Annotated in this window: 17 protein-coding genes; 10 read left to right on the top strand and 7 right to left on the bottom strand. The window is 71.7% G+C overall.

The window, feature by feature from the left end; genetic code table 11:
* Nucleotides 1-11: 11 nt before the first annotated feature.
* Entirely contained in the window at nucleotides 12-194 is a 183-nt protein-coding gene (locus SRB17_RS30390) for a ribbon-helix-helix protein, CopG family (protein ID WP_153543330.1), read from the bottom strand.
* Nucleotides 195-349: 155 nt separating this feature from the next.
* Here SRB17_RS30390 and SRB17_RS30385 point away from each other — a divergent pair, with 155 nt between their 5' ends.
* Both SRB17_RS30385 and SRB17_RS30380 read left to right on the top strand, forming a co-directional pair.
* A complete protein-coding gene (locus tag SRB17_RS30385; RefSeq protein ID WP_153543329.1) occupies nucleotides 350-787 on the top strand; it encodes a MarR family winged helix-turn-helix transcriptional regulator in 438 nt (145 codons plus the stop codon).
* Nucleotides 788-814: 27 nt separating this feature from the next.
* A complete protein-coding gene (locus tag SRB17_RS30380; RefSeq protein WP_416237100.1) occupies nucleotides 815-2161 on the top strand; it encodes an MFS transporter in 1347 nt (448 codons plus the stop codon).
* An 82-nt stretch (nucleotides 2162-2243) separates the two neighbouring features.
* Here SRB17_RS30380 and SRB17_RS30375 read toward each other — a convergent pair whose 3' ends face one another.
* Nucleotides 2244-2378, bottom strand: coding sequence for a hypothetical protein (locus SRB17_RS30375; protein WP_416237099.1), 135 nt, complete (start codon nucleotides 2376-2378; stop codon nucleotides 2244-2246).
* A gap of 38 nt (nucleotides 2379-2416) precedes the next feature.
* On the opposite strand from SRB17_RS30375, the gene thpR reads away from it, so the two are divergent.
* Nucleotides 2417-2989 carry an RNA 2',3'-cyclic phosphodiesterase gene (thpR, locus tag SRB17_RS30370; protein WP_153543328.1) on the top strand — a complete coding sequence of 191 codons (573 nt, stop codon included), beginning with the start codon at nucleotides 2417-2419 and terminating at the stop codon, nucleotides 2987-2989.
* A 204-nt stretch (nucleotides 2990-3193) separates the two neighbouring features.
* Here the strand turns inward: thpR and SRB17_RS30365 are convergent, their stop codons facing one another.
* The 4 genes from SRB17_RS30365 to SRB17_RS30350 all read right to left on the bottom strand — a co-directional run bounded on the left by SRB17_RS30365 (nucleotide 3194) and on the right by SRB17_RS30350 (nucleotide 5935).
* On the bottom strand, nucleotides 3194-4189 hold the full coding sequence (locus tag SRB17_RS30365) for an aldo/keto reductase (protein ID WP_153543327.1): 996 nt from the start codon (nucleotides 4187-4189) through the stop codon (nucleotides 3194-3196).
* A gap of 64 nt (nucleotides 4190-4253) precedes the next feature.
* Nucleotides 4254-4553, bottom strand: a complete 300-nt coding sequence (locus SRB17_RS30360; RefSeq protein ID WP_153543326.1) for a putative quinol monooxygenase — start codon at nucleotides 4551-4553, stop codon at nucleotides 4254-4256.
* A 25-nt stretch (nucleotides 4554-4578) separates the two neighbouring features.
* On the bottom strand, nucleotides 4579-5163 hold the full coding sequence (locus SRB17_RS30355; RefSeq protein ID WP_153543325.1) for a Uma2 family endonuclease: 585 nt from the start codon (nucleotides 5161-5163) through the stop codon (nucleotides 4579-4581).
* 88 nt (nucleotides 5164-5251) lie between these two features.
* A complete protein-coding gene (locus SRB17_RS30350) occupies nucleotides 5252-5935 on the bottom strand; it encodes an SGNH/GDSL hydrolase family protein (RefSeq protein ID WP_153543324.1) in 684 nt (227 codons plus the stop codon).
* A 113-nt stretch (nucleotides 5936-6048) separates the two neighbouring features.
* Here SRB17_RS30350 and SRB17_RS30345 point away from each other — a divergent pair, with 113 nt between their 5' ends.
* The gene (locus SRB17_RS30345) at nucleotides 6049-7029 is read left to right on the top strand and encodes a WD40 repeat domain-containing protein (RefSeq protein ID WP_153543323.1); all 981 of its coding nucleotides are present in this window, start codon (nucleotides 6049-6051) and stop codon (nucleotides 7027-7029) included.
* A gap of 525 nt (nucleotides 7030-7554) precedes the next feature.
* A complete protein-coding gene (locus SRB17_RS48200; protein ID WP_323376457.1) occupies nucleotides 7555-7746 on the top strand; it encodes a hypothetical protein in 192 nt (63 codons plus the stop codon).
* A gap of 59 nt (nucleotides 7747-7805) precedes the next feature.
* On the opposite strand, the gene serC is transcribed toward SRB17_RS48200, so the two are convergent.
* Entirely contained in the window at nucleotides 7806-8924 is a 1119-nt protein-coding gene (gene serC / locus SRB17_RS30330) for a phosphoserine transaminase (RefSeq protein ID WP_323376456.1), read from the bottom strand.
* A 232-nt stretch (nucleotides 8925-9156) separates the two neighbouring features.
* On the opposite strand from serC, the gene SRB17_RS30325 reads away from it, so the two are divergent.
* From SRB17_RS30325 to SRB17_RS30310, 5 genes are all read left to right on the top strand, one after another.
* The gene (locus tag SRB17_RS30325; protein ID WP_153543322.1) at nucleotides 9157-12105 is read left to right on the top strand and encodes an FAD-binding and (Fe-S)-binding domain-containing protein; all 2949 of its coding nucleotides are present in this window, start codon (nucleotides 9157-9159) and stop codon (nucleotides 12103-12105) included.
* 346 nt (nucleotides 12106-12451) lie between these two features.
* Nucleotides 12452-13573 carry a lipid II:glycine glycyltransferase FemX gene (locus SRB17_RS30320; protein WP_153543321.1) on the top strand — a complete coding sequence of 374 codons (1122 nt, stop codon included), beginning with the start codon at nucleotides 12452-12454 and terminating at the stop codon, nucleotides 13571-13573.
* Between the two features lie 169 nt (nucleotides 13574-13742).
* A complete protein-coding gene (locus tag SRB17_RS47675) occupies nucleotides 13743-13874 on the top strand; it encodes a hypothetical protein (RefSeq protein WP_267133461.1) in 132 nt (43 codons plus the stop codon).
* Between the two features lie 87 nt (nucleotides 13875-13961).
* The gene (locus tag SRB17_RS30315) at nucleotides 13962-15950 is read left to right on the top strand and encodes an ABC transporter ATP-binding protein (protein WP_323376455.1); all 1989 of its coding nucleotides are present in this window, start codon (nucleotides 13962-13964) and stop codon (nucleotides 15948-15950) included.
* 122 nt (nucleotides 15951-16072) lie between these two features.
* Nucleotides 16073-17005 carry an EamA family transporter gene (locus SRB17_RS30310; RefSeq protein ID WP_323376454.1) on the top strand — a complete coding sequence of 311 codons (933 nt, stop codon included), beginning with the start codon at nucleotides 16073-16075 and terminating at the stop codon, nucleotides 17003-17005.
* Nucleotides 17006-17513 lie beyond the last annotated feature (508 nt).

Here is a 17513-nt window from a genome sequence, read left to right as displayed (position 1 = left end):
GTCCCACGGCGTCACGTGACGCCGTAGAACCGCTCCGTCTCCTCGACGGCGGCCTGGAACCGCTCGTCGAAGTCGTCCCGGATGAGCGTGCGGACCACATAGTCCTGCACGCTCATTCCTCTTTTGGCCGCATGGTGCCGGAGCCTCTCGAGCAGCTCCCCGTCTATCCGCAGGCTGAGCACAGTGGTCCCCATGCGTACGAGGGTCGCCACATCCGGCCACCCCGTGCGTCACTTTTCGGAGCCGACTCACTCATATGGGTGATCAAACGGTTCAGTGGCCAGGGTCACGGGCATTGCGGGTGTGTCGCGGTGGTCTTTAGCGAGGGTAATGAGTTACTCTAAAGAACATGCCGGACCTCACCCATGGCGACGACGCTGCCGCCGTGAACTCCCTTCGCTCCGCCGTGATGCGGTTGTCCCGTCGGCTCAAGCACCAGCGGGTCGACGAGTCGCTGAGCCCCACCGAGATGTCGGTGCTCGGCACCCTGTCCCGCTGTGGCTCGGCCACCCCGGGCGAGCTCGCCCGCAAGGAGCACGTCCAGCCGCCGTCGATGACCCGCATCGTCGCGCTGCTGGAGGCCAAGGGGCTGGTCCGGCTGGAGCCGCACCCCGAGGACCGGCGCCAGAAGGTCGTCACCCAGACCGAGCAGGCCGAGGCGATGCTCGAGGAGAGCCGCCGCAAGCGCAACGCGTTCCTGGCCGGACTGGTCGAGGGCCTCGACGAGGACGAGTGGGCCAAACTGCGCGCCGCCGCCCCCGTGCTGGAGAAGCTCGCACATCTGTAAGCCGTTCCAAAGAGGAGGCGAACCCTTTTGAGTACGGGATCCGGAACACCTTCCGCCCCCGCACCGACCGCCACTACTACCCCCATCGCCCGCAAGGGCTCGATGTTCAGCTCGCTGAAGATCCGGAACTACCGCCTGTTCTTCATCGGCCAGGTCGTCTCCAACACCGGCACCTGGATGCAGCGCATCGCCCAGGACTGGCTCGTCCTCAGCCTCACCGGCTCCTCCGCCGCCGTGGGTATCACGACGGCCCTGCAGTTCCTGCCGATGCTGCTCTTCGGTCTCTACGGCGGGGTCCTCGTCGACCGCCTCCCCAAGCGCCCCACGCTGCTGGCCACGCAGGCGTCGATGGCCGTGACGGGCCTCGCGCTCGCCGCGCTGACCCTCACCGGACAGGTCCAGGTCTGGCACGTCTACCTCGCCGCCTTCGCCGTCGGCCTCGCCACGGTGCTCGACAACCCGGCCCGGCAGTCCTTCGTCTCCGAGATGGTCGGCCCCGAGCAGTTGCAGAACGCGGTCAGCCTGAACTCGGCGAACTTCCAGTCCGCCCGCCTCGTCGGCCCCGCCGTCGCCGGTGTGATGATCACCGGCGTGGGCACCGGCTGGGCGTTCCTCGCCAACGGACTGTCCTTCGTCGCGCCCATCACCGGCCTGCTGCTGATGCGCGCCCGGGAACTGCACGCCGTCAGGCGCGCCCCACGCGGCAAGGGCCAGCTGCGGGAGGGCCTGCAGTACGTGGCGGGGCGCCCCGAGCTGATCTGGCCGATCGTCCTCGTCGGCTTCATCGGCACCTTCGGCTTCAACTTCCCGGTGTGGCTGTCGGCCTACGCGAACGGCGTCTTCCACTCCGGCGCAGGCTCCTACAGCCTCTTCAACACCCTGATGGCCGTCGGCTCCCTGTGCGGCGCCCTGCTGGCCGCCCGGCGCGGCACGGCCCGGCTGCGCATCCTGATCGCCGCCGCGCTGGCCTTCGGCACGCTGGAGGTGGTGGCCGCGCTGGCCCCGTCGTACTGGCTGTTCGCGCTGCTCATGGTCCCGATCGGGGTCTTCGGCCTGACGGTCAACGTCACCGCGAACACCGCCGTGCAGATGGCCACCGACCCGGCCATGCGCGGCCGGGTGATGTCCCTGTTCATGATGGTGTTCATGGGCGGTACGCCGCTGGGCGCGCCGGTCGTCGGCTGGATCACCGACACCTACGGCGCCCGGGTCGGCTTCGCCCTCGGCGGCGTCGTCTCGGCCGCGGCGGCCGCCGGGATCGGCCTGGTCCTGGCCCGCATCGGCGGTCTGCGGCTGGCGGTGGGCTGGCACCACGGGCACCCGCGGGTCCGCTTCGTGCCGAGGGAGCGGGAGCAACTGGCGACAGCGGCGTAGGCCTCCGGCGCGGCGAGCGGGGAACCGCGGCCGGTTCGTCGGCCCCGGGCCGTCCGTGGCCGGCCGCGCGCCCCCCGCGCCCCTACCGCACCCGCCTGGCCGGTACCTGTCCCGGCCAGTCGTTCTGCTCGCCGGAGGTGTACGCCTCCGGCGGCGTGAAACCGTTGGCCTCGTCGTGGGCGACGAGCTTGCGGTCGCCGCCCGCGTAGCGGTCCACGCCGCATCATGCCCACCGGTGTCTGCCAAGGTGAAGGCATGAGACTCTTCGCCGCGGTACTCCCTCCGGAGCCCGTCGTCCATGAACTCGCCGTCGAGGTGGCCAAGTTGAAGCGGCTGCCCGGCGCGGAGCGGCTGCGCTGGACCAACCGCCCGGGCTGGCACTTCACCCTCGCCTTCTACGGCGAGGTCGCCGACGAACTCGTACCGGATCTGTCGGACCGCCTGGCCCGCGCGGCCGGCCGTACGGCGCCCTTCGACCTGGCCCTCTCCGGCGGCGGCCAGTTCGGGCACGGCAAGGCCCTGTGGACCGGTGCCTACGGCGAGGTGGAGGCGATGCGGCTGCTGGCCGACCGGGCGGAGTCGGCGGCGCGGAAGGCGGGCGTGTCGATGGCGGAGCACCGGCCTTACAAGGCCCACCTGACGGTGGCGCGGAGCCGGGACTCGGTGGACGTACGGCCGTATGTCGATCTGCTCCGCGAGTTCACCAGCGGGACCTGGACGGTGAACGAGCTGGTGCTGGTGCGGAGCAATCTGCCGCGGTCGGGTGTGGTGGGGGAGCAGCCCCGGTACGAGGCGGTCGCCCGCTGGGAGCTTGGCGGGGTTGGTTAGGCTCGGTGGCGTGGACCCGAAAACCCGGAACCGGATCATGGCCGGTGTGCTTGTTCTGATGTTCGTTGTGGTCGCCGTGGCTGCGGCGGTCAGGTAGGTCTGGGCTGGGCCGGGGAACTGCGGCCGGTTGGTCGGCCGGGGGCCGTCCGTGGCCGGTCGCGCAGTCCCCCGCGCCCCTTGACGGGGCGCTCGCCCCACCCGGAACTACCAGGCGAAGGCCTCCGGGGACGGCCCCGGCCCCGGGAAGACCTCGTCCAGGCCCGCCAGCAGTTCCTCGCTCAGCTCCAGCTCGGAAGCCCTGATCGCGGACTCCAGCTGTGCTGCCGTACGCGGACCGACGATGGGGCCCGTCACACCCGGACGGCTGAGGAGCCAGGCCAGGGCAACCTCGCCGGGCTCCAGGCCGTGCTTGTCGACGAGGTCCTCGTACGACTGGATCTGGGCGCGGGCGGCCGGGTCCTTGAGGGTGTCGGCGGCCCGGCCGGTGGCGCGGCGCCCGCCCTGGACCTCCTTCTTGATGACCCCGCCGAGCAGGCCGCCGTGCAGCGGCGACCACGGGATGACCCCGAGGCCGTAGTCCTGCGCGGCCGGGATGACCTCCATCTCGGCGCGGCGCTCGGCGAGGTTGTACAGGCACTGCTCGCTGACCAGGCCGATGGTGCCGCCGCGCCGGGCGGCGATCTCGTTGGCCTGGGCGATCTTGTAGCCGGGGAAGTTGGAGGAGCCGGCGTAGAGGATCTTGCCCTGCTGGACCAGGGTGTCGATGGCCTGCCAGATCTCCTCGAACGGGGTGCTGCGGTCGATGTGGTGGAACTGGTAGAGATCGATGTGGTCGGTCTGCAGCCGCTTCAGGCTGGCATCCACGGCCCGGCGGATGTTCAGCGCGGAGAGCTTGTCGTGGTTGGGCCAGGCGGTCTCGCCGTCGGCGGCCATGTTGCCGTAGACCTTGGTGGCGAGGACGACCTTGTCGCGGCGGTCGCCGCCCTTGGCGAACCAGTTGCCGATGATCCGCTCGGTCCGGCCCTTGTTCTCGCCCCAGCCGTACACGTTGGCCGTGTCGAAGAAGTTGATGCCCGCGTCGAGCGCCGCGTCCATGATGGCGTGGCTGTCGGCCTCGTCGGTCTGCGGCCCGAAGTTCATCGTTCCGAGGACCAGTCGGCTGACCTTGAGTCCCGTGCGTCCAAGCTGCGTGTACTTCATGGTTCTCTAGCCAACGGCTTGAAGTGCGCTCGAAGCAAGGGCATTCGGCCGGGGGCGTTGCGGCTCAGAGACCGAGCCCGCCCGCGATCGCCAGTTCCTGCTTGGTGAACTCGCCCGTGAGCAGGGGCATGGCCTTCCCCATCGCCGCACGCGCCTCCGGCAGTTCCAGGGAGGCGTCGTGGTGCTCCTTGCTCCGCCAGACCTCGGTCACCCAGATCGTCACGTCGTCATCGTCGGCGAGCCCCACGACGTAGGCGTCACAGCCGGCCGCAGGAAGGCCGTCGGCGGCGCCGAGGAGGATCGCCACGACCTCGTCGCGGGAGCCGGGGGTGGTCTTCATGGAGACGATGCAGCCGTAGGTCATGGACCGCATCCTGGCATCCGGCGTGTCAGTCGCGGGGGAACTCGTCGGTCGTGAGAGTGAGGCCCAGGGCGGTGGTGGTCATGTCGACGTCCGCTCCGAAGGCGACAGTCAGTTCGCTGACGTAGTCGCCGTCCTTCGGCTGGCTGTAGAGGTGGCACTTGCCCTGGTAGGGGTCGGCGATGAGGTAGACGGGGACCTCGGCGGTGGCGTAGGCCGTCTTCTTGGGGCCGTAGTCGTTGTGCGCCGTGCCCTTCGAGATGACCTCCGCGACGAACTCGACGTCGTCACAGCGCCAGAGGCCCTTCGGCGTCTTCTCGGCACCTTCGGCGACGAGGGTGACGTCGGATGCGAAGCCGTTCAGGTGGCCCGGGTAATCGACGCGGACGTCCGACTTGACGCGCTTGCGCGGGTACTTGGTGCGCAACTGCTCGTAGATGTCGGCGATGATCTCCCAGTGGGTGTCCCGCTGCGGCGACATGAAGACGGTCCCCTCGACGATGTCGACCTTGTATCCCTCGGGGGTGGTCCGCTCAAGCGACTCGAACAGGTCGTCCAGAGTCAGCTCGCCGCTCTCCTCGGCCATCTCGATCCTGTCTTCAAGGACGGTCATCGTGGCGCTCCTCCCCGGCTGCCCCACGCACCGGTGCAGCCGCGCAGTTCAACGATACGCACGGTGACGAGGGGACGCCGGAAATCGGTCAACCCGTTCCGGCCGCGTACGCCTCTCCGACCCCCCACGCCTCCCACATCGCCCCCGCGAACGCCCCCGCGATCAGGTGCTCCCCGCTCGCGTTGGGATGGGTGCCGTCGTAGGTGTCGACGTGGATGTCGTACGACTCCGGGCGCGAGGCCAGCAGGATCGGTGACCGGGGCTCGTCCAGGTCGGCGACCGCCTTGGCGAGCAGGACGTTGAAGCGGTCCACCTGCTCGGCGAAGGACGCGTCCCCCTCGGCCCGTATGTTCGGGATCACCGGCAGCAGCACCATGCGGATGCGTGGCGCGGCCTCCCGCGCCCCGGCGACGAAGGCACGCACGTTCTCCGCCGTCTGCTCGGCATCGGTGTAGAAGCCCAGGTCGATCAGCCCGAGGGAGACCAGCAGCACGTCCGCCCGGTGCTGCCGTACCGCGTCCCCGATCAGCGGAGCCATGTGCAGCCAGCCCTCGCCCCAGCCGGCCAGGTGGCGGCGGGGGAAGCCGGGCTCGGCGTAGGCGAGGGACGTCGGGGCGTCGGCCGCCTTGTCGTAGAGCTCCTCGCGCGGGCCGACGAAGGTGAACGGGCCGCCGTGCGTGTCGCACAGATGCCGCCACAGCCGGTAACGCCATGTGTGCTCGCCCGCGCTCCCGATCGTCATGGAGTCACCCACGGGCATGAACCTAAGCATCCGCTCATAATGGACGATCACACGCACCGATGGGATGTGAGCCACACCACGTCCGGCGAGCCCCGGCGGGAGGACGCCCGGTGAACAGCGGGCGGCAATGGCAGGCTTGGGCCATGCGTCGATCGTCCGCCGTCCTCGCCGGGTTGCTGCTCGCCGGCGCCTGTGCGCTGCCCGCCTCCGCCGCCGAGAGCGCCGGCGGGGTCGGTGACCAGGGTTTCACCTTCAAGGACCCGCGGGTCGACGAGTCGAGCGGACTCGCCGCCTCCCGTCTCCACCCCGGCATCTACTGGACGCACAACGACAGCGGCGACGGACCGTACATCTACGCCGTGGACAGCCGGACCGGGAAGACCGTCGCCCGGATCACCCTGCGCGGCATCGGCGCCCCGCGTGACGTCGAGGCCATCTCCATCGGGCCGCACAACGAGATCTACCTGGGCGACATCGGCGACAACCTCGGCGGCAAGTGGCCGTACGTCTGGATCTACCGGCTGCCCGAGCCGAAGGAGCTGAAGGACCAGACGGTCACCGCCACGCAGTACGTCGTGAAGTACGCGAACGGGCCGCGCGACGCCGAGTCGCTGATCGTCCATCCGAAGACCGGGCGGGTCTACGTCATCGACAAGAAGGAAGACGGCGGGCACCTGTACGAGGGCCCGGCCACCCTGTCCACATCCGGCGCGAACATCTTCAAGCCGATCGCCCCGGTCGACCTCTGGGCCACGGACGCGGCCTTCTCGCCGGACGGCCGGCAACTCGCCGTGCGCGGGTATCTCGGCGGGATCTACTACGACTGGAACGGCGGCCGGATCAAACGCGAGGGCCGCCTCGACGTCCCCCTGCAGGGACAGGGGGAGGGCGTCACGTACTCCACCGACGGGACGAAGCTGCTGTACAGCAGCGAGGGCGCGGACAGCGAGGTCGTGGCAAAGGACGCACCCGGCCGGCGGGCGTCCGGTTCCCCCTCGGGGAGCACTGGTCCGGGTTCCGCGTCCTCAGGGGGGAGCGGTGACGGTCTGAAGGTGGGCGCCGCCGCGGTCGCCGCCGGGCTGGCCGCGCTGTTCGGGGTGCGGTGGCTGCGGCGGCGGGGATGAGGCTCGGGCGTCCTCCGGCAGGACGCCCGCAGGCGTACCGGGGACGGCCGGCTGTCGTCGCCCGCGCCTGACCAGCGCCGCGAGGGTCAGGGTCACGGTGACCGATCCGGCCGCCATCGGCGTCATCGCCGCGGCCGGGGAGGTCAGTTGGGCCACGGTGCCCGCGAGGGCCGCGCTGACGCCCTGCGGGGTGATGTCGTCGCGCGGACCGCGCGGGTGAGCGAGGGCGGCTGGGCGGCCGTACCGGACTCGCTGCGGCCGTGGACGCGATGGCTCGGGGAGAGCCGGTTCCAGGTCAACCCACACGCGTACCCGCCGCGAGAGGTCGCCGCCGGGGCCGAGTTGCTGTTCATGCCGGTGGCGACGGGGCCGGGTGGGGGTCGTGGAAGGGACGGGGCGGTACGCCGTCGTCTTCCCGTGCCTCGGGGTGCCGGCCGAGGACCACGTACGGCGCCCCGTCCCGGCCGGGCTCGGGGCGCTCGTCGGAACCGCGCGGGCCGGATTGCCACTGCTGCTCAGGACCCTATGAGCACGACCCGGCCGGTCGCCGTGACCGGGCACGGGCCGGCGTCGGTGGGACGGCATCTGCGGGTGCTGCCGGACACCGGGCCGGGCGGGTCGGTGCCGTACGTGCGCACCGCGGCCGGGGAGGTGCCTGTGGAGGCGTCGGGGGCCGGCACCGGGGACCGGGCATCGCACGCAATGACCACGCCATGACGAAGGGCGCCCCGCGGAACGTACTCCGCCGGGCGCCCTTCACCGTCGTACCCGAGAGGTCAGAGCCTCTCGATCACGTAGTCGACGCAGTGCGTCAGCGCCTCGACGTCCGCCGGGTCGATCGCCGGGAACATCGCGACGCGGAGCTGGTTGCGGCCGAGCTTGCGGTAGGGCTCGGTGTCGACGATGCCGTTGGCACGCAGGGCCTTGGCGACGGCGGCGGCGTCGATCTCGTCGGAGAAGTCGATCGTGCCGATGACCTGCGAGCGCTTGGCCGGGTCGGTGACGAACGGGGTGGCGTGCTTGGACTCCTCCGCCCAGCCGTACAGGCGGGTCGAGGAGTCCTTGGTGCGGGCCGTGGACCAGGCGAGACCGCCCTGGCCGTTGAGCCACTCCAGCTGCTGGTTCAGCAGGAACAGGGTGGCGAGGGCGGGGGTGTTGTACGTCTGGTTCTTGCGGGAGTTGTCGATCGCCGTGGGCAGGGAGAAGAACTCCGGGACGTGCCGGCCGCTCGCGTGGACGCGCTCGGCGCGCTCGATCGCGGCCGGGGAGAAGACGCCGATCCACAGGCCGCCGTCGGAGGCGAAGGACTTCTGCGGGGCGAAGTAGTAGACGTCCGTCTCGGAGACGTCGACCGGGAGGCCGCCGGCACCGGAGGTGGCGTCCACGAGGACCAGGGAACCGGAGTCCGCGCCCTCGACACGCTTGATGGGCATCGCGACGCCCGTCGAGGTCTCGTTGTGGGTGAAGGCGTACACGTCGACGCCCGCCTCGGCCCGCGCCTCGGGGTGGGTGCCGGGGTCGGTGGAGATGACGGTGGGCTCGGCCAGCCACGGGGCGAGCTTGGCGGCCTTGGCGAACTTGGAGGAGAACTCGCCGAAGCTCAGGTGCTGGGACTTGTTCTCGATCAGGCCGTGGGTGGCGATGTCCCAGAAGGCGGTCGAGCCGCCGTTGCCCAGGATCACCTCGTAGCCCTCGGGCAGCGAGAACAGCTCGGAGATGCCCTCGCGGACCTTGCCGACCAGGTTCTTGACGGGCGCCTGGCGGTGGGAGGTGCCGAGGAGGGAGCTTCCGGTCGCGGCGAGGGCGTCCAGCGCCTCGGTCCGCACCTTGGAGGGGCCCGCGCCGAAACGTCCGTCGGCGGGCTTGATGTCAGCGGGAATCTGGATGTCGGCCACGAGTCGGAGGGTATCGCGGTGGGCGAAACCGGGCGGAACCGTGTCCGTCCGATGAGACGAGATCACCGGGCACGCGATTTGTGAACTCGTACGACGAGTGCGACGAGTGCGACGAGCATGAGGGGCATGAGGGCGCGAGGAGCCCGACGAGCGCGACAACCTTGTACGACCATATGTGCGGGGCTGTGGAAAACTCTCGGTGACTGTCCGTGAGCGGATGCATCCTGGACGCATGACGGATCACTCGGGTCTCGAAGCGGAGCTGCGCGGCGCCGTCCGGGGCGAGGTCGGTTTCGACACCACCTCCCGGGCGCTGGTCACCATGGACGCGTCCAACTACCGGCGTGTCCCGGCGGGCGTGGTCGCCCCGAGAGACGCCGGCGACGTGGCCGCCGTGCTGGCAGTCTGCCGGGCGCGCGGCGTCCCGGTGGTGGCGCGCGGCGGGGGCACGTCGATCGCCGGACAGGCGACCGGCACCGGCGTGGTGCTGGACTTCACCCGGCATATGAACGGCCTGCTGGAGCTGGACCCCGGCACCCGTACGGCCGTCGTCCAACCGGGGCTCGTCCTCGACCGGCTGCAGGAGGCGGCCGCCCCGCACGGCCTGCGTTTCGGCCCGGACCCCTCCACGCACAGCCGGTGCACGCTCGGCGGGATGATCGGCAACAACTCCTGCGGCTCGCACTCGGTCGCCTGGGGCACGACCGCGGACAGCGTGCGGGAGCTGTCCGTCGTCACCGCGCGCGGGCGCCGGCTGCGACTCGGCCGGGACTGGGCCGGAGCGCCGGACGGTCTTCGCGAGCTGGCGGAGGGCGAACTGGCGCGGCTGCGCACCGGTTTCCCGGAACTGCCCCGCCGCATCTCCGGCTATGCGCTGGACGCGCTGCTGCCCGAGAAGGGCGCCGATGTCGCCCGCTCCTTCTGCGGTTCCGAAGGCACCCTCGGCATCCTCACCGAGGCCGTCGTCCAGCTGGTCGAGGCCCCTCGCGCACGTGCCCTGGCCGTGCTGGCGTACGGCGACGAGAGCGCCGCCGCCGAGGCCGCCGCCGGGCTGCTGCCGCTCGGCCCGCTCACCGTGGAGGGCATGGCGGCCGACCTGGTGCGCTCGCCCGCCGGGCTGCCCAAGGGGGGCGCCTGGCTGTTCGTGGAGACCGGCGGGGAGTCGGCGGCCGAGGCACGCGCGCGTGCGGAGGACATCGTCCGCGCGGCCGAAGTGATCGACTCCCTGGTGGTGACCGACCCGGCCGCCCAGCGGACCCTGTGGCGCATCCGCGAGGACGCGAGCGGCACGGCCACCCGTATGCCGGACGGCAGCGAGGCCTGGCCCGGCTGGGAGGACTGCGCGGTGCCGCCCGCCCGGCTCGGCCCCTATCTGCGGGACTTCCGCGCCCTGCTGTCGGCGCACGGCCTGCGCGGCACGCCGTACGGCCACTTCGGCGACGGCTGCATCCACGTCCGCATCGACTTCGACCTGCTCACCGAGGCCGGCGTCGGCCGCTTCCGCCGCTTCTCCGAGGAACTGGCCGGCCTGGTGGTGGAGCACGGCGGCTCGCTGTCCGGGGAGCACGGCGACGGGCAGGCCCGCGCGGAGCTGCTGCCGCGCATGTACGGCGCGGAGACGGTCCGGCTCTTCGAGCGGGCCAAGGCGGTCTGGGACCCCGACGACCTGCTCAACCCCGGCATGCTCGTCCGGCCGGCCCCGCTGGACGCGAACCTCCGCTTCTCCGTCCTGCCCGCGAAGCCCGTCGACGTGGCCTTCGGCTATCCGGCCGACGAGGGCGACTTCAGCGCCGCCGTCCGCCGCTGCGTCGGCGTCGCCAAGTGCCGTACGACCACGGCGTCCGGGCCCGCCGTGATGTGCCCTTCCTTCCGCGCGACCGGCGCGGAGGAGCACTCCACGCGCGGCCGGGCCCGGCTGCTGCACGAGATGCTGGCCGGCGAACTGGTCACCGACGGCTGGCGTTCGACGGAGGTCCGTGACGCCCTCGACCTGTGCCTGTCCTGCAAGGGCTGCCGCTCCGACTGCCCGGTCGGCGTCGACATGGCCACCTACAAGGCGGAGTTCCTGCACCACCACTACGCCGGCCGGCGCCGTCCCGCCGCCCACCTCACCATGGGCCGGCTGCCCCAGTGGCTGCGCTGGGTCGCCGCCACCCGCACGGCCCCGCTGCTCAACGCCCTCGCCTCGATACGGCCGTTGGCCCTGGTGGGCAGGCGTCTGGGCGGGATCGCGGCCGAGCGGGAGATTCCCCTGCTGGCGACACGGACGTTCACCGCCTGGTGGCGCGGCAGGAAGCCCGCCCCCGGCGGCGGGGGTCCGGTGCCGGAGGGTTCCGGCCCGGGGGACCTGGTCGTGCTCTGGCCGGACACCTTCACCGAGCATCTGTCGCCGTCCGTCGGCCGGGCCGCCGTCCGGGTGCTGGAGGCCGCCGGGCTGCGGGTGGCCCTGCCGCCGACGCTGCTGCCGCGCGGGGGGCGGATCGGCGAGGGCGGTATCGGCGACCGCCGCTCCAGGTCGGCCGGCGCACTGCTCACCGCCCGCCGGGCCCGGGTCTGCTGCGGCCTCACCTATCTCTCCACCGGCCAGCTCGACCGCGCCCGCACGGTCCTGGGGCGCACCCTGGACCTGATGGAGCCGGTGCTGCGGTCCGGGGCTCCGGTCGTCGTCCTGGAGCCGAGCTGTGCCGCGGCCCTCCGCACCGACCTGCCCGAGCTGCTGCACGACGACCCGCGCGCGGCCCGGCTCGCCTCGGCCGTCGTCACCTTCGCCGAGGCCCTTCAGCGGCACGCCCCGCACTGGACCCCGCCCGCCGTGGACCGCCCGGTCGCCGGCCAGACCCACTGCCACCAGCACGCGGTCCTCGGCGACACCCCCGACCGCCGACTGCGCGCCGCCGCGGGCCTCACCGGCGAGCTGAGCGGCGGCTGCTGCGGCCTCGCGGGCAACTTCGGCTTCGAGAAGGGTCACTTCGAGGTGTCGAGAGCCTGCGCGGAGGAACAGCTCCTGCCCTCGGTACGCCAGGCACCGCAGGAGGCACTGATCCTCGCCGACGGCTTCTCCTGCCGCACCCAGCTGGAACAGCTCGCCGGGGTCCGGGGCCGGCATCTGGCGGAGGTGCTGGCGGAGGCGCTGGACAGGGGGACACAGGGGGAGGTGAGGCAGCCGGGTGATCAGCGGTGACCGGGCGGCAGGGTGCCGGGGAACGGGCAACCGGGTGATCGGCGGTGACCGGGCGGCAGGGTGCCGGGGAACGCGGGAGTCAGGTGCCCGGGTCTGCACGGGCCGGGACGCGGTGCTCGGCGGGGCCGACACCGCGGACGTGCCGTGGCTGGCGCAGGGCCGTAGGGCTGAGCTGTGCGCACGGGCCGAGGGTGCCGACACCGCGGACGTGCCGTGGCTGGCGCAGGGCCGTAGGGCTGAGCTGTGCGCACGGGCCGAGGGTGCCGACGGCCTGGGAACCGAACGACGCGCGGGGAGCTTCGTAGGGTGAAACGAACTGTGATCTTGCGAGGTCCAAGGAGTGCGCATGTCCCTCACCCTCCGCCCCCTCACCCGTGCCGAGCATCTCGCCTTCGTGGCGGACCGGCCCTCCGTCAGCCATATGCAGGTGCCGTCGTGGGGGGATGTGAAGGCGGACTGGAAGGCGGAGAGCCTCGGATGGTTCGAGCCGGACGGGCGGCTCGTCGGGGCCGGGCTGGTGCTGCTCAGGCCGCTGCCGAGGATCAGGCGGTATCTGGCCTATCTGCCGGAGGGGCCGGTCATCGACTGGGACTCCCCGGAGCTGGAGCGCTGGCTGGAGCCGATGCTGGCCCATCTCAAGGGCCTGGGCGCGTTCTCGGTGAAGATGGGCCCGCCCGTGGTGGCCCGGCGCTGGAGTCCCGAGGCGGTCAAGGCCGCGATCGCCGACCCGGAGGCGCACCGGCTGCGGGACGTACCGCCGACCTCGTCCGAACAGGGCGCCGCGGACCTGGCCGGACGGCTGCGCCGGATGGGCTGGCGGCAGGCCGAGCCCGGCGGCGAGGAGGGATTCGCCGCCGGGCAGCCCCGGTACGTCTGCCAGGTGCCCTTGGCCGGGCGGTCGCTGGACGACATCCACCGGGGCCTCAACCAGCAGTGGCGGCGCAACGTCAAGAAGGCCGAGAAGGCGGGGGTGAAGGTCGTCCGGGGCGGCTTCGAGGACCTGCCGGTCTTCTACGAGCTGTACACCGAGACGGCCCGGCGCGACCGGTTCATCCCCCGCCCGCTGCCGTACTTCCAGCGCATGTGGAACGCGCTCACCGCCGAGGACCCCGACCGGATGCGGCTGTACCTCGCCCACCACGACGGCGACGTTCTCGCCGCGGCCACGATGCTGGTCGTCGGCGGGCACGTCTGGTACTCCTACGGCGCCTCCACCGCCCGCAAGCGCGAGGTGCAGCCCAACAACGCGATGCAGTGGCGGATGATGAGCGACGCGCACGAACTGGGCGCGCACGTCTACGACTTCCGGGGCATCACCGACACCCTGGAGGAGTCCGACCATCTGCTCGGCCTGCTCCGCTTCAAGGTGGGCGCGGGCGGCGAGGCCGTGGAGTACGTGGGCGAGTGGGACTTCCCGCTGAACCGCCTGCTGCACAAGGCACTTGACGTCTACATGACCCTGCGCTGAGGGCACTCTCAGCTTCGTGAACCAACACCCAGCATTTCCAAGGGGATTCACAGCGCCCCTTTGCCGTTTTTGCCGTTCGGGAACATGAGAGGCGTGTACGTTCTTCGGTGTCGGGTTCCGGACGCGGAATTCAACACCCACAAGTACAGTGCGACATGAGGAGTCGGAAATGAGCCTGAAGAAGCTCGCCCCGCTGCCCCCGAAGCCGAAGAAGCAGCTGCCGCCCCCGCCCCCGCCGAAGCCCAGGAAGAAGCACGCCCCGAAGCCGCTGCCCAAGCCGCTGCCCGGCCAGGACCACTGATCCGGCGCTGAACTGAAAGGGGCCGATGGTGCACCGTCGGCCCCTTTTTGTTTTCCTCGGGACGGTGATTTCAGAAGGGAATCCGTTGTGGATGAAGAGGGTGACGAATTCGAGTACGGCACCCCGACCATTCCGGCCCGTACCGCATTCCGTCGTTTCTGGCCGCTGACCAAGGGACTCAGAAAGTGGCTGCTGCTGGTCTGGCTGTGCACGGTCCTCGCCGCGCTCGCCGAGACCGAGGCCATCCTGCTGTTCGGCGACCTCACCGACCACGCCCTGCAGAAGGGCTCACTGGCCGCGTTCTGGCGCCCGGCGGGCACGTGGCTGGGCGTCGCGGTGGCCGGCGCCGTCGTCGCCTACGCCGGCAACTCCCTTGCCGCCTGGGTGACCGAACGGTTCGTGATACGGCTGCGCGAGCACGTCTTCGACCACGTCCAGCAGCTGCCACCGCACTTCTTCCAGCGCCACCGCCAGGGCGATCTGCTCTCCCGGCTGACCGGCGACGTCGAGGCGATCGAGACGATGGTCGTGTCCGGCCTGGTCGGCGCCGCCTCGGCCGCCTTCTCCGCCCTCTTCTACGCGGCCGCCGCGTTCTGGCTGCGCTGGGACCTGGCCGCCGCCACCTTCGTCCTCGCGCCCCTGTTCTGGCTGGCCGCACGCCGGTTCTCCGGTTCCATCAAGGACGTCTCCCGCGAGGGCCGGGTCGCCGACGGTGCGATCACCTCCGTGGTGGAGGAGTCCCTCGGCAACATCGTGCTCACCCAGGCCTACGACCGCCGGGACGCCGAACGCCGCCGGCTGCGCGAGGAGGCCAACGCCTGGTTCCGCGCCTCGGTCCGCTCCACCCGCCTGAACGAGGCGTACGAGCAGCTCGTCCAGGTCATCGAGACGGTGTGCGTGCTCGCCGTGATCGGCATCGGCGCCTGGGAGATCTCCACGGGCCGGATGACCCTCGGCCGGCTCCTGGCCTTCGCCGCCTTCCTCGGCTACCTCTACCCCCCGGTGCGGGGCCTCGCCCAGCTCGGCCTCACCGTCACCGCCGCCACGGCGGGTGCCGAGCGGCTCATCGAGATCCTGGACGTCCGCCCCTCGGTCACCGACCCGCGCCGTCCCGCGGACACCGGCCGCCCGGACGGCACGGTCGAGGTCAGGGACGTGACCTTCCGCTACCCCGGCGCCGAGCAGGCCGCCCTCCACGACCTCTCCTTCACGGTCAGCCCCGGCGAGCTGGTGATCGTCACCGGCCCGAGCGGCGCCGGCAAGTCCACGGTCTCCAAGCTCCTGCTGCGCTTCTACGACCCGGACTCCGGAGACGTCCTCCTGGACGGCGTACCCCTGCGCGACTTCCCGCTGGCCCGCCTCCGCGCGTACGTCACCCTCCTCCCGCAGGAGACCCTCGTGCTGCACGACACGGTCCGCGCCAACATCGCCTGCGGCCGGCCCGGCGCCAGCGGCCAGGCCATCGAGGAGGCGGCGCGGGCGGCCGACGCGCACGAGTTCATCTCGCGGTTGCCCGGCGGATACGACACCCGGGTCGACCCCAACTCGGCCCGCCTGTCCGGCGGCCAGCTCCAGCGCCTGGCCATCGCCCGCGCCATCCTGCGCGACGCCCCCGTCCTGGTCCTGGACGAGCCGACGACGGGCCTGGACGCGATGGCCGCCCGCCGCGTCGTCAAACCCCTGCGCCGCCTGATGGCAGGCCGTACGACGATCATGATCACCCACGACCTCAACCTCGCCCCCGACGCCGACCGCATCCTGGTGATCGACCGGGGCCGGATCGTGGAGAGCGGCCGCCACGAGGAACTCCTGGCCCACGGCGGCGCGTACTGGCGCCTGCACCGCTCGCAGAACAACGCGGTGATGGACACCGGCGAGCTGCGCATGCCGCTGTGGGAGGAGCGGCAGGCGCCCGCGCCGGCTCCCCCGTACACGTACGAGTACGACCGCACGCCGGCGTACCCGCAGCCGTACGGTGACGACCCCTACGCCACCCCCATCCCCACCCCCATCCCCACCACCCTCCCCGACGGCCGCCCCCTCTTCCGGGACGAGGAGGCCTGGCCGGGCATCTGAGCGCCGCTGGATCCCAGCATCCGGGACAGTGCCGTCAAGGGTTCACGCACCTGTCAAAGTCCATTACCCTGGACTCGATAGTACATCGAGCTGAACAAACCCGATCAAGCACAGGACCGCCCGTGACCGCGACCTCCAGCACTGAAGCCCCGACTCCGGTCGTTCCCGCCGGACGGCAGAGCCGCGTCGGTTCACTCGGCCCCGTGGGCCTGGTGCTGGCCGGCGGCATCTCGGTCCAGTTCGGCGGGGCCCTGGCGGTGACCCTGATGCCGAGGGCCGGCGCGCCGGGCGTCGTCGCCCTCCGCCTCCTCGCGGCGGCCGTGGTCCTCCTCCTCGTCTGCCGCCCCCGGCTGCGTGGCCACTCCCGTGCGGACTGGGGCACGGTGATCGCCTTCGGCATCGCCATGGGTGCGATGAACGGCCTCTTCTACGAGGCGGTCGCCCGCATCCCCCTGGGCCCGGCGGTCACCCTGGAGGTCCTCGGCCCCCTGACCCTCTCGGTCCTGACCTCCCGCCGCGCGATCAACGCGCTGTGGGCGGGCCTGGCCCTGTTGGGCGTCTTCCTGCTGAGCGGCGGCGGCTTCAGCAGCCTCGACCCCACAGGTGTCGGATTCGCCCTGGGCGCCGGCGCCATGTGGGCGATCTACATACTCTTCAGCGCCCGTACGGGCCGCCGCTTCCCCCAGGCGGACGGCCTGGCCCTGGCCATGGCCATAGCGGCCCTCCTCTTCCTCCCGATCGGCATCACCGCATCGGGCGCCCGCCTCCTGAACCCCACGACCATCGCCCTCGGTTCGGCGGTGGCCCTGCTCTCCTCCGTCCTCCCCTACACCCTCGAACTCCTGGCCCTGCGCCGCCTGCCCGCCTCCACCTTCGCGATCCTGATGAGCCTCGAACCGGCGATCGCCGCGACGGCCGGCTTCCTCATCCTCGGCCAGTCCCTGTCCCTGCCGGAGGCCGCCGCCATCGCCCTGGTCATCGCGGCGAGCATCGGCGCGGTCCGCACCCAGGTGGGCCGGGGCAAGGCCAGGGTGGAACCGGTGCCGGAGGCCTGACGGACCGGCCTGACACCATGCGGTCCCATGCCGGCGACCGCCTCACAGCCAAGCTCCTCGCCGAGGAGGAACTCCCCGGGTTCGGCGAGCGGTTCGGGCGGTGCCACTCCTTTCTGACCCGGGCCGGTCCAACTGGCTGGTCATGGAGGCCAAGGGTCGCCGTGGCCCGTGTCACCGAGGACCGCTCCCGCGCCGTGGCCGAACCCCGCCGGTGGCCGTCCCCGTCGCCCGGCGCACCGCACGACTTCGCGTCCCCGCTGCCGTACGCGGGCCCCGCGGTGTGCGGCAATGGCGTCGTGACGGTGTACGGAGCCGACGGCCGGCCGCGCTGGAGGCACGAGCCCGAGCGGTGGCCGGACGGCAACGGCGCCTCCCCTTCCTGCAGCGCCGACCCGACGTCCGCCTCCGCCGGTCACGAAGCAGTCGCTCACCCGCCCCGCGCAGGTCTTCCTGCCGGGACGGCGCCTTCCTCCAGACGGACGTCGGCGGTGAGTGGCCGAGCCGGTAC

The sequence above is a fragment of the Streptomyces sp. RB17 genome, from assembly GCF_009604455.1.
Taxonomy (GTDB): domain Bacteria; phylum Actinomycetota; class Actinomycetes; order Streptomycetales; family Streptomycetaceae; genus Streptomyces.
Note: the sequence above shows the minus strand (reverse complement) of the source record. Positions and strands in the feature narration are given on the sequence as shown.

Excerpts from the sequence above, each read along its gene's own strand:
- SRB17_RS30390 (WP_153543330.1), bottom strand. The coding sequence starts at position 194 with ATGGGGACCACTGTGCTCAGCCTGCGGATAGACGGGGAGCTGCTCGAG.
- SRB17_RS30385 (WP_153543329.1), top strand. The coding sequence starts at position 350 with ATGCCGGACCTCACCCATGGCGACGACGCTGCCGCCGTGAACTCCCTT.
- thpR (WP_153543328.1), top strand. The coding sequence starts at position 2,417 with ATGAGACTCTTCGCCGCGGTACTCCCTCCGGAGCCCGTCGTCCATGAA.
- SRB17_RS30365 (WP_153543327.1), bottom strand. The coding sequence starts at position 4,189 with ATGAAGTACACGCAGCTTGGACGCACGGGACTCAAGGTCAGCCGACTG.
- SRB17_RS30360 (WP_153543326.1), bottom strand. The coding sequence starts at position 4,553 with ATGACCTACGGCTGCATCGTCTCCATGAAGACCACCCCCGGCTCCCGC.
- SRB17_RS30355 (WP_153543325.1), bottom strand. The coding sequence starts at position 5,163 with ATGACCGTCCTTGAAGACAGGATCGAGATGGCCGAGGAGAGCGGCGAG.
- SRB17_RS30350 (WP_153543324.1), bottom strand. The coding sequence starts at position 5,935 with ATGCTTAGGTTCATGCCCGTGGGTGACTCCATGACGATCGGGAGCGCG.
- SRB17_RS30345 (WP_153543323.1), top strand. The coding sequence starts at position 6,049 with ATGCGTCGATCGTCCGCCGTCCTCGCCGGGTTGCTGCTCGCCGGCGCC.
- SRB17_RS48200 (WP_323376457.1), top strand. The coding sequence starts at position 7,555 with ATGAGCACGACCCGGCCGGTCGCCGTGACCGGGCACGGGCCGGCGTCG.
- SRB17_RS30325 (WP_153543322.1), top strand. The coding sequence starts at position 9,157 with ATGACGGATCACTCGGGTCTCGAAGCGGAGCTGCGCGGCGCCGTCCGG.
- SRB17_RS30320 (WP_153543321.1), top strand. The coding sequence starts at position 12,452 with ATGTCCCTCACCCTCCGCCCCCTCACCCGTGCCGAGCATCTCGCCTTC.
- SRB17_RS47675 (WP_267133461.1), top strand. The coding sequence starts at position 13,743 with ATGAGCCTGAAGAAGCTCGCCCCGCTGCCCCCGAAGCCGAAGAAGCAG.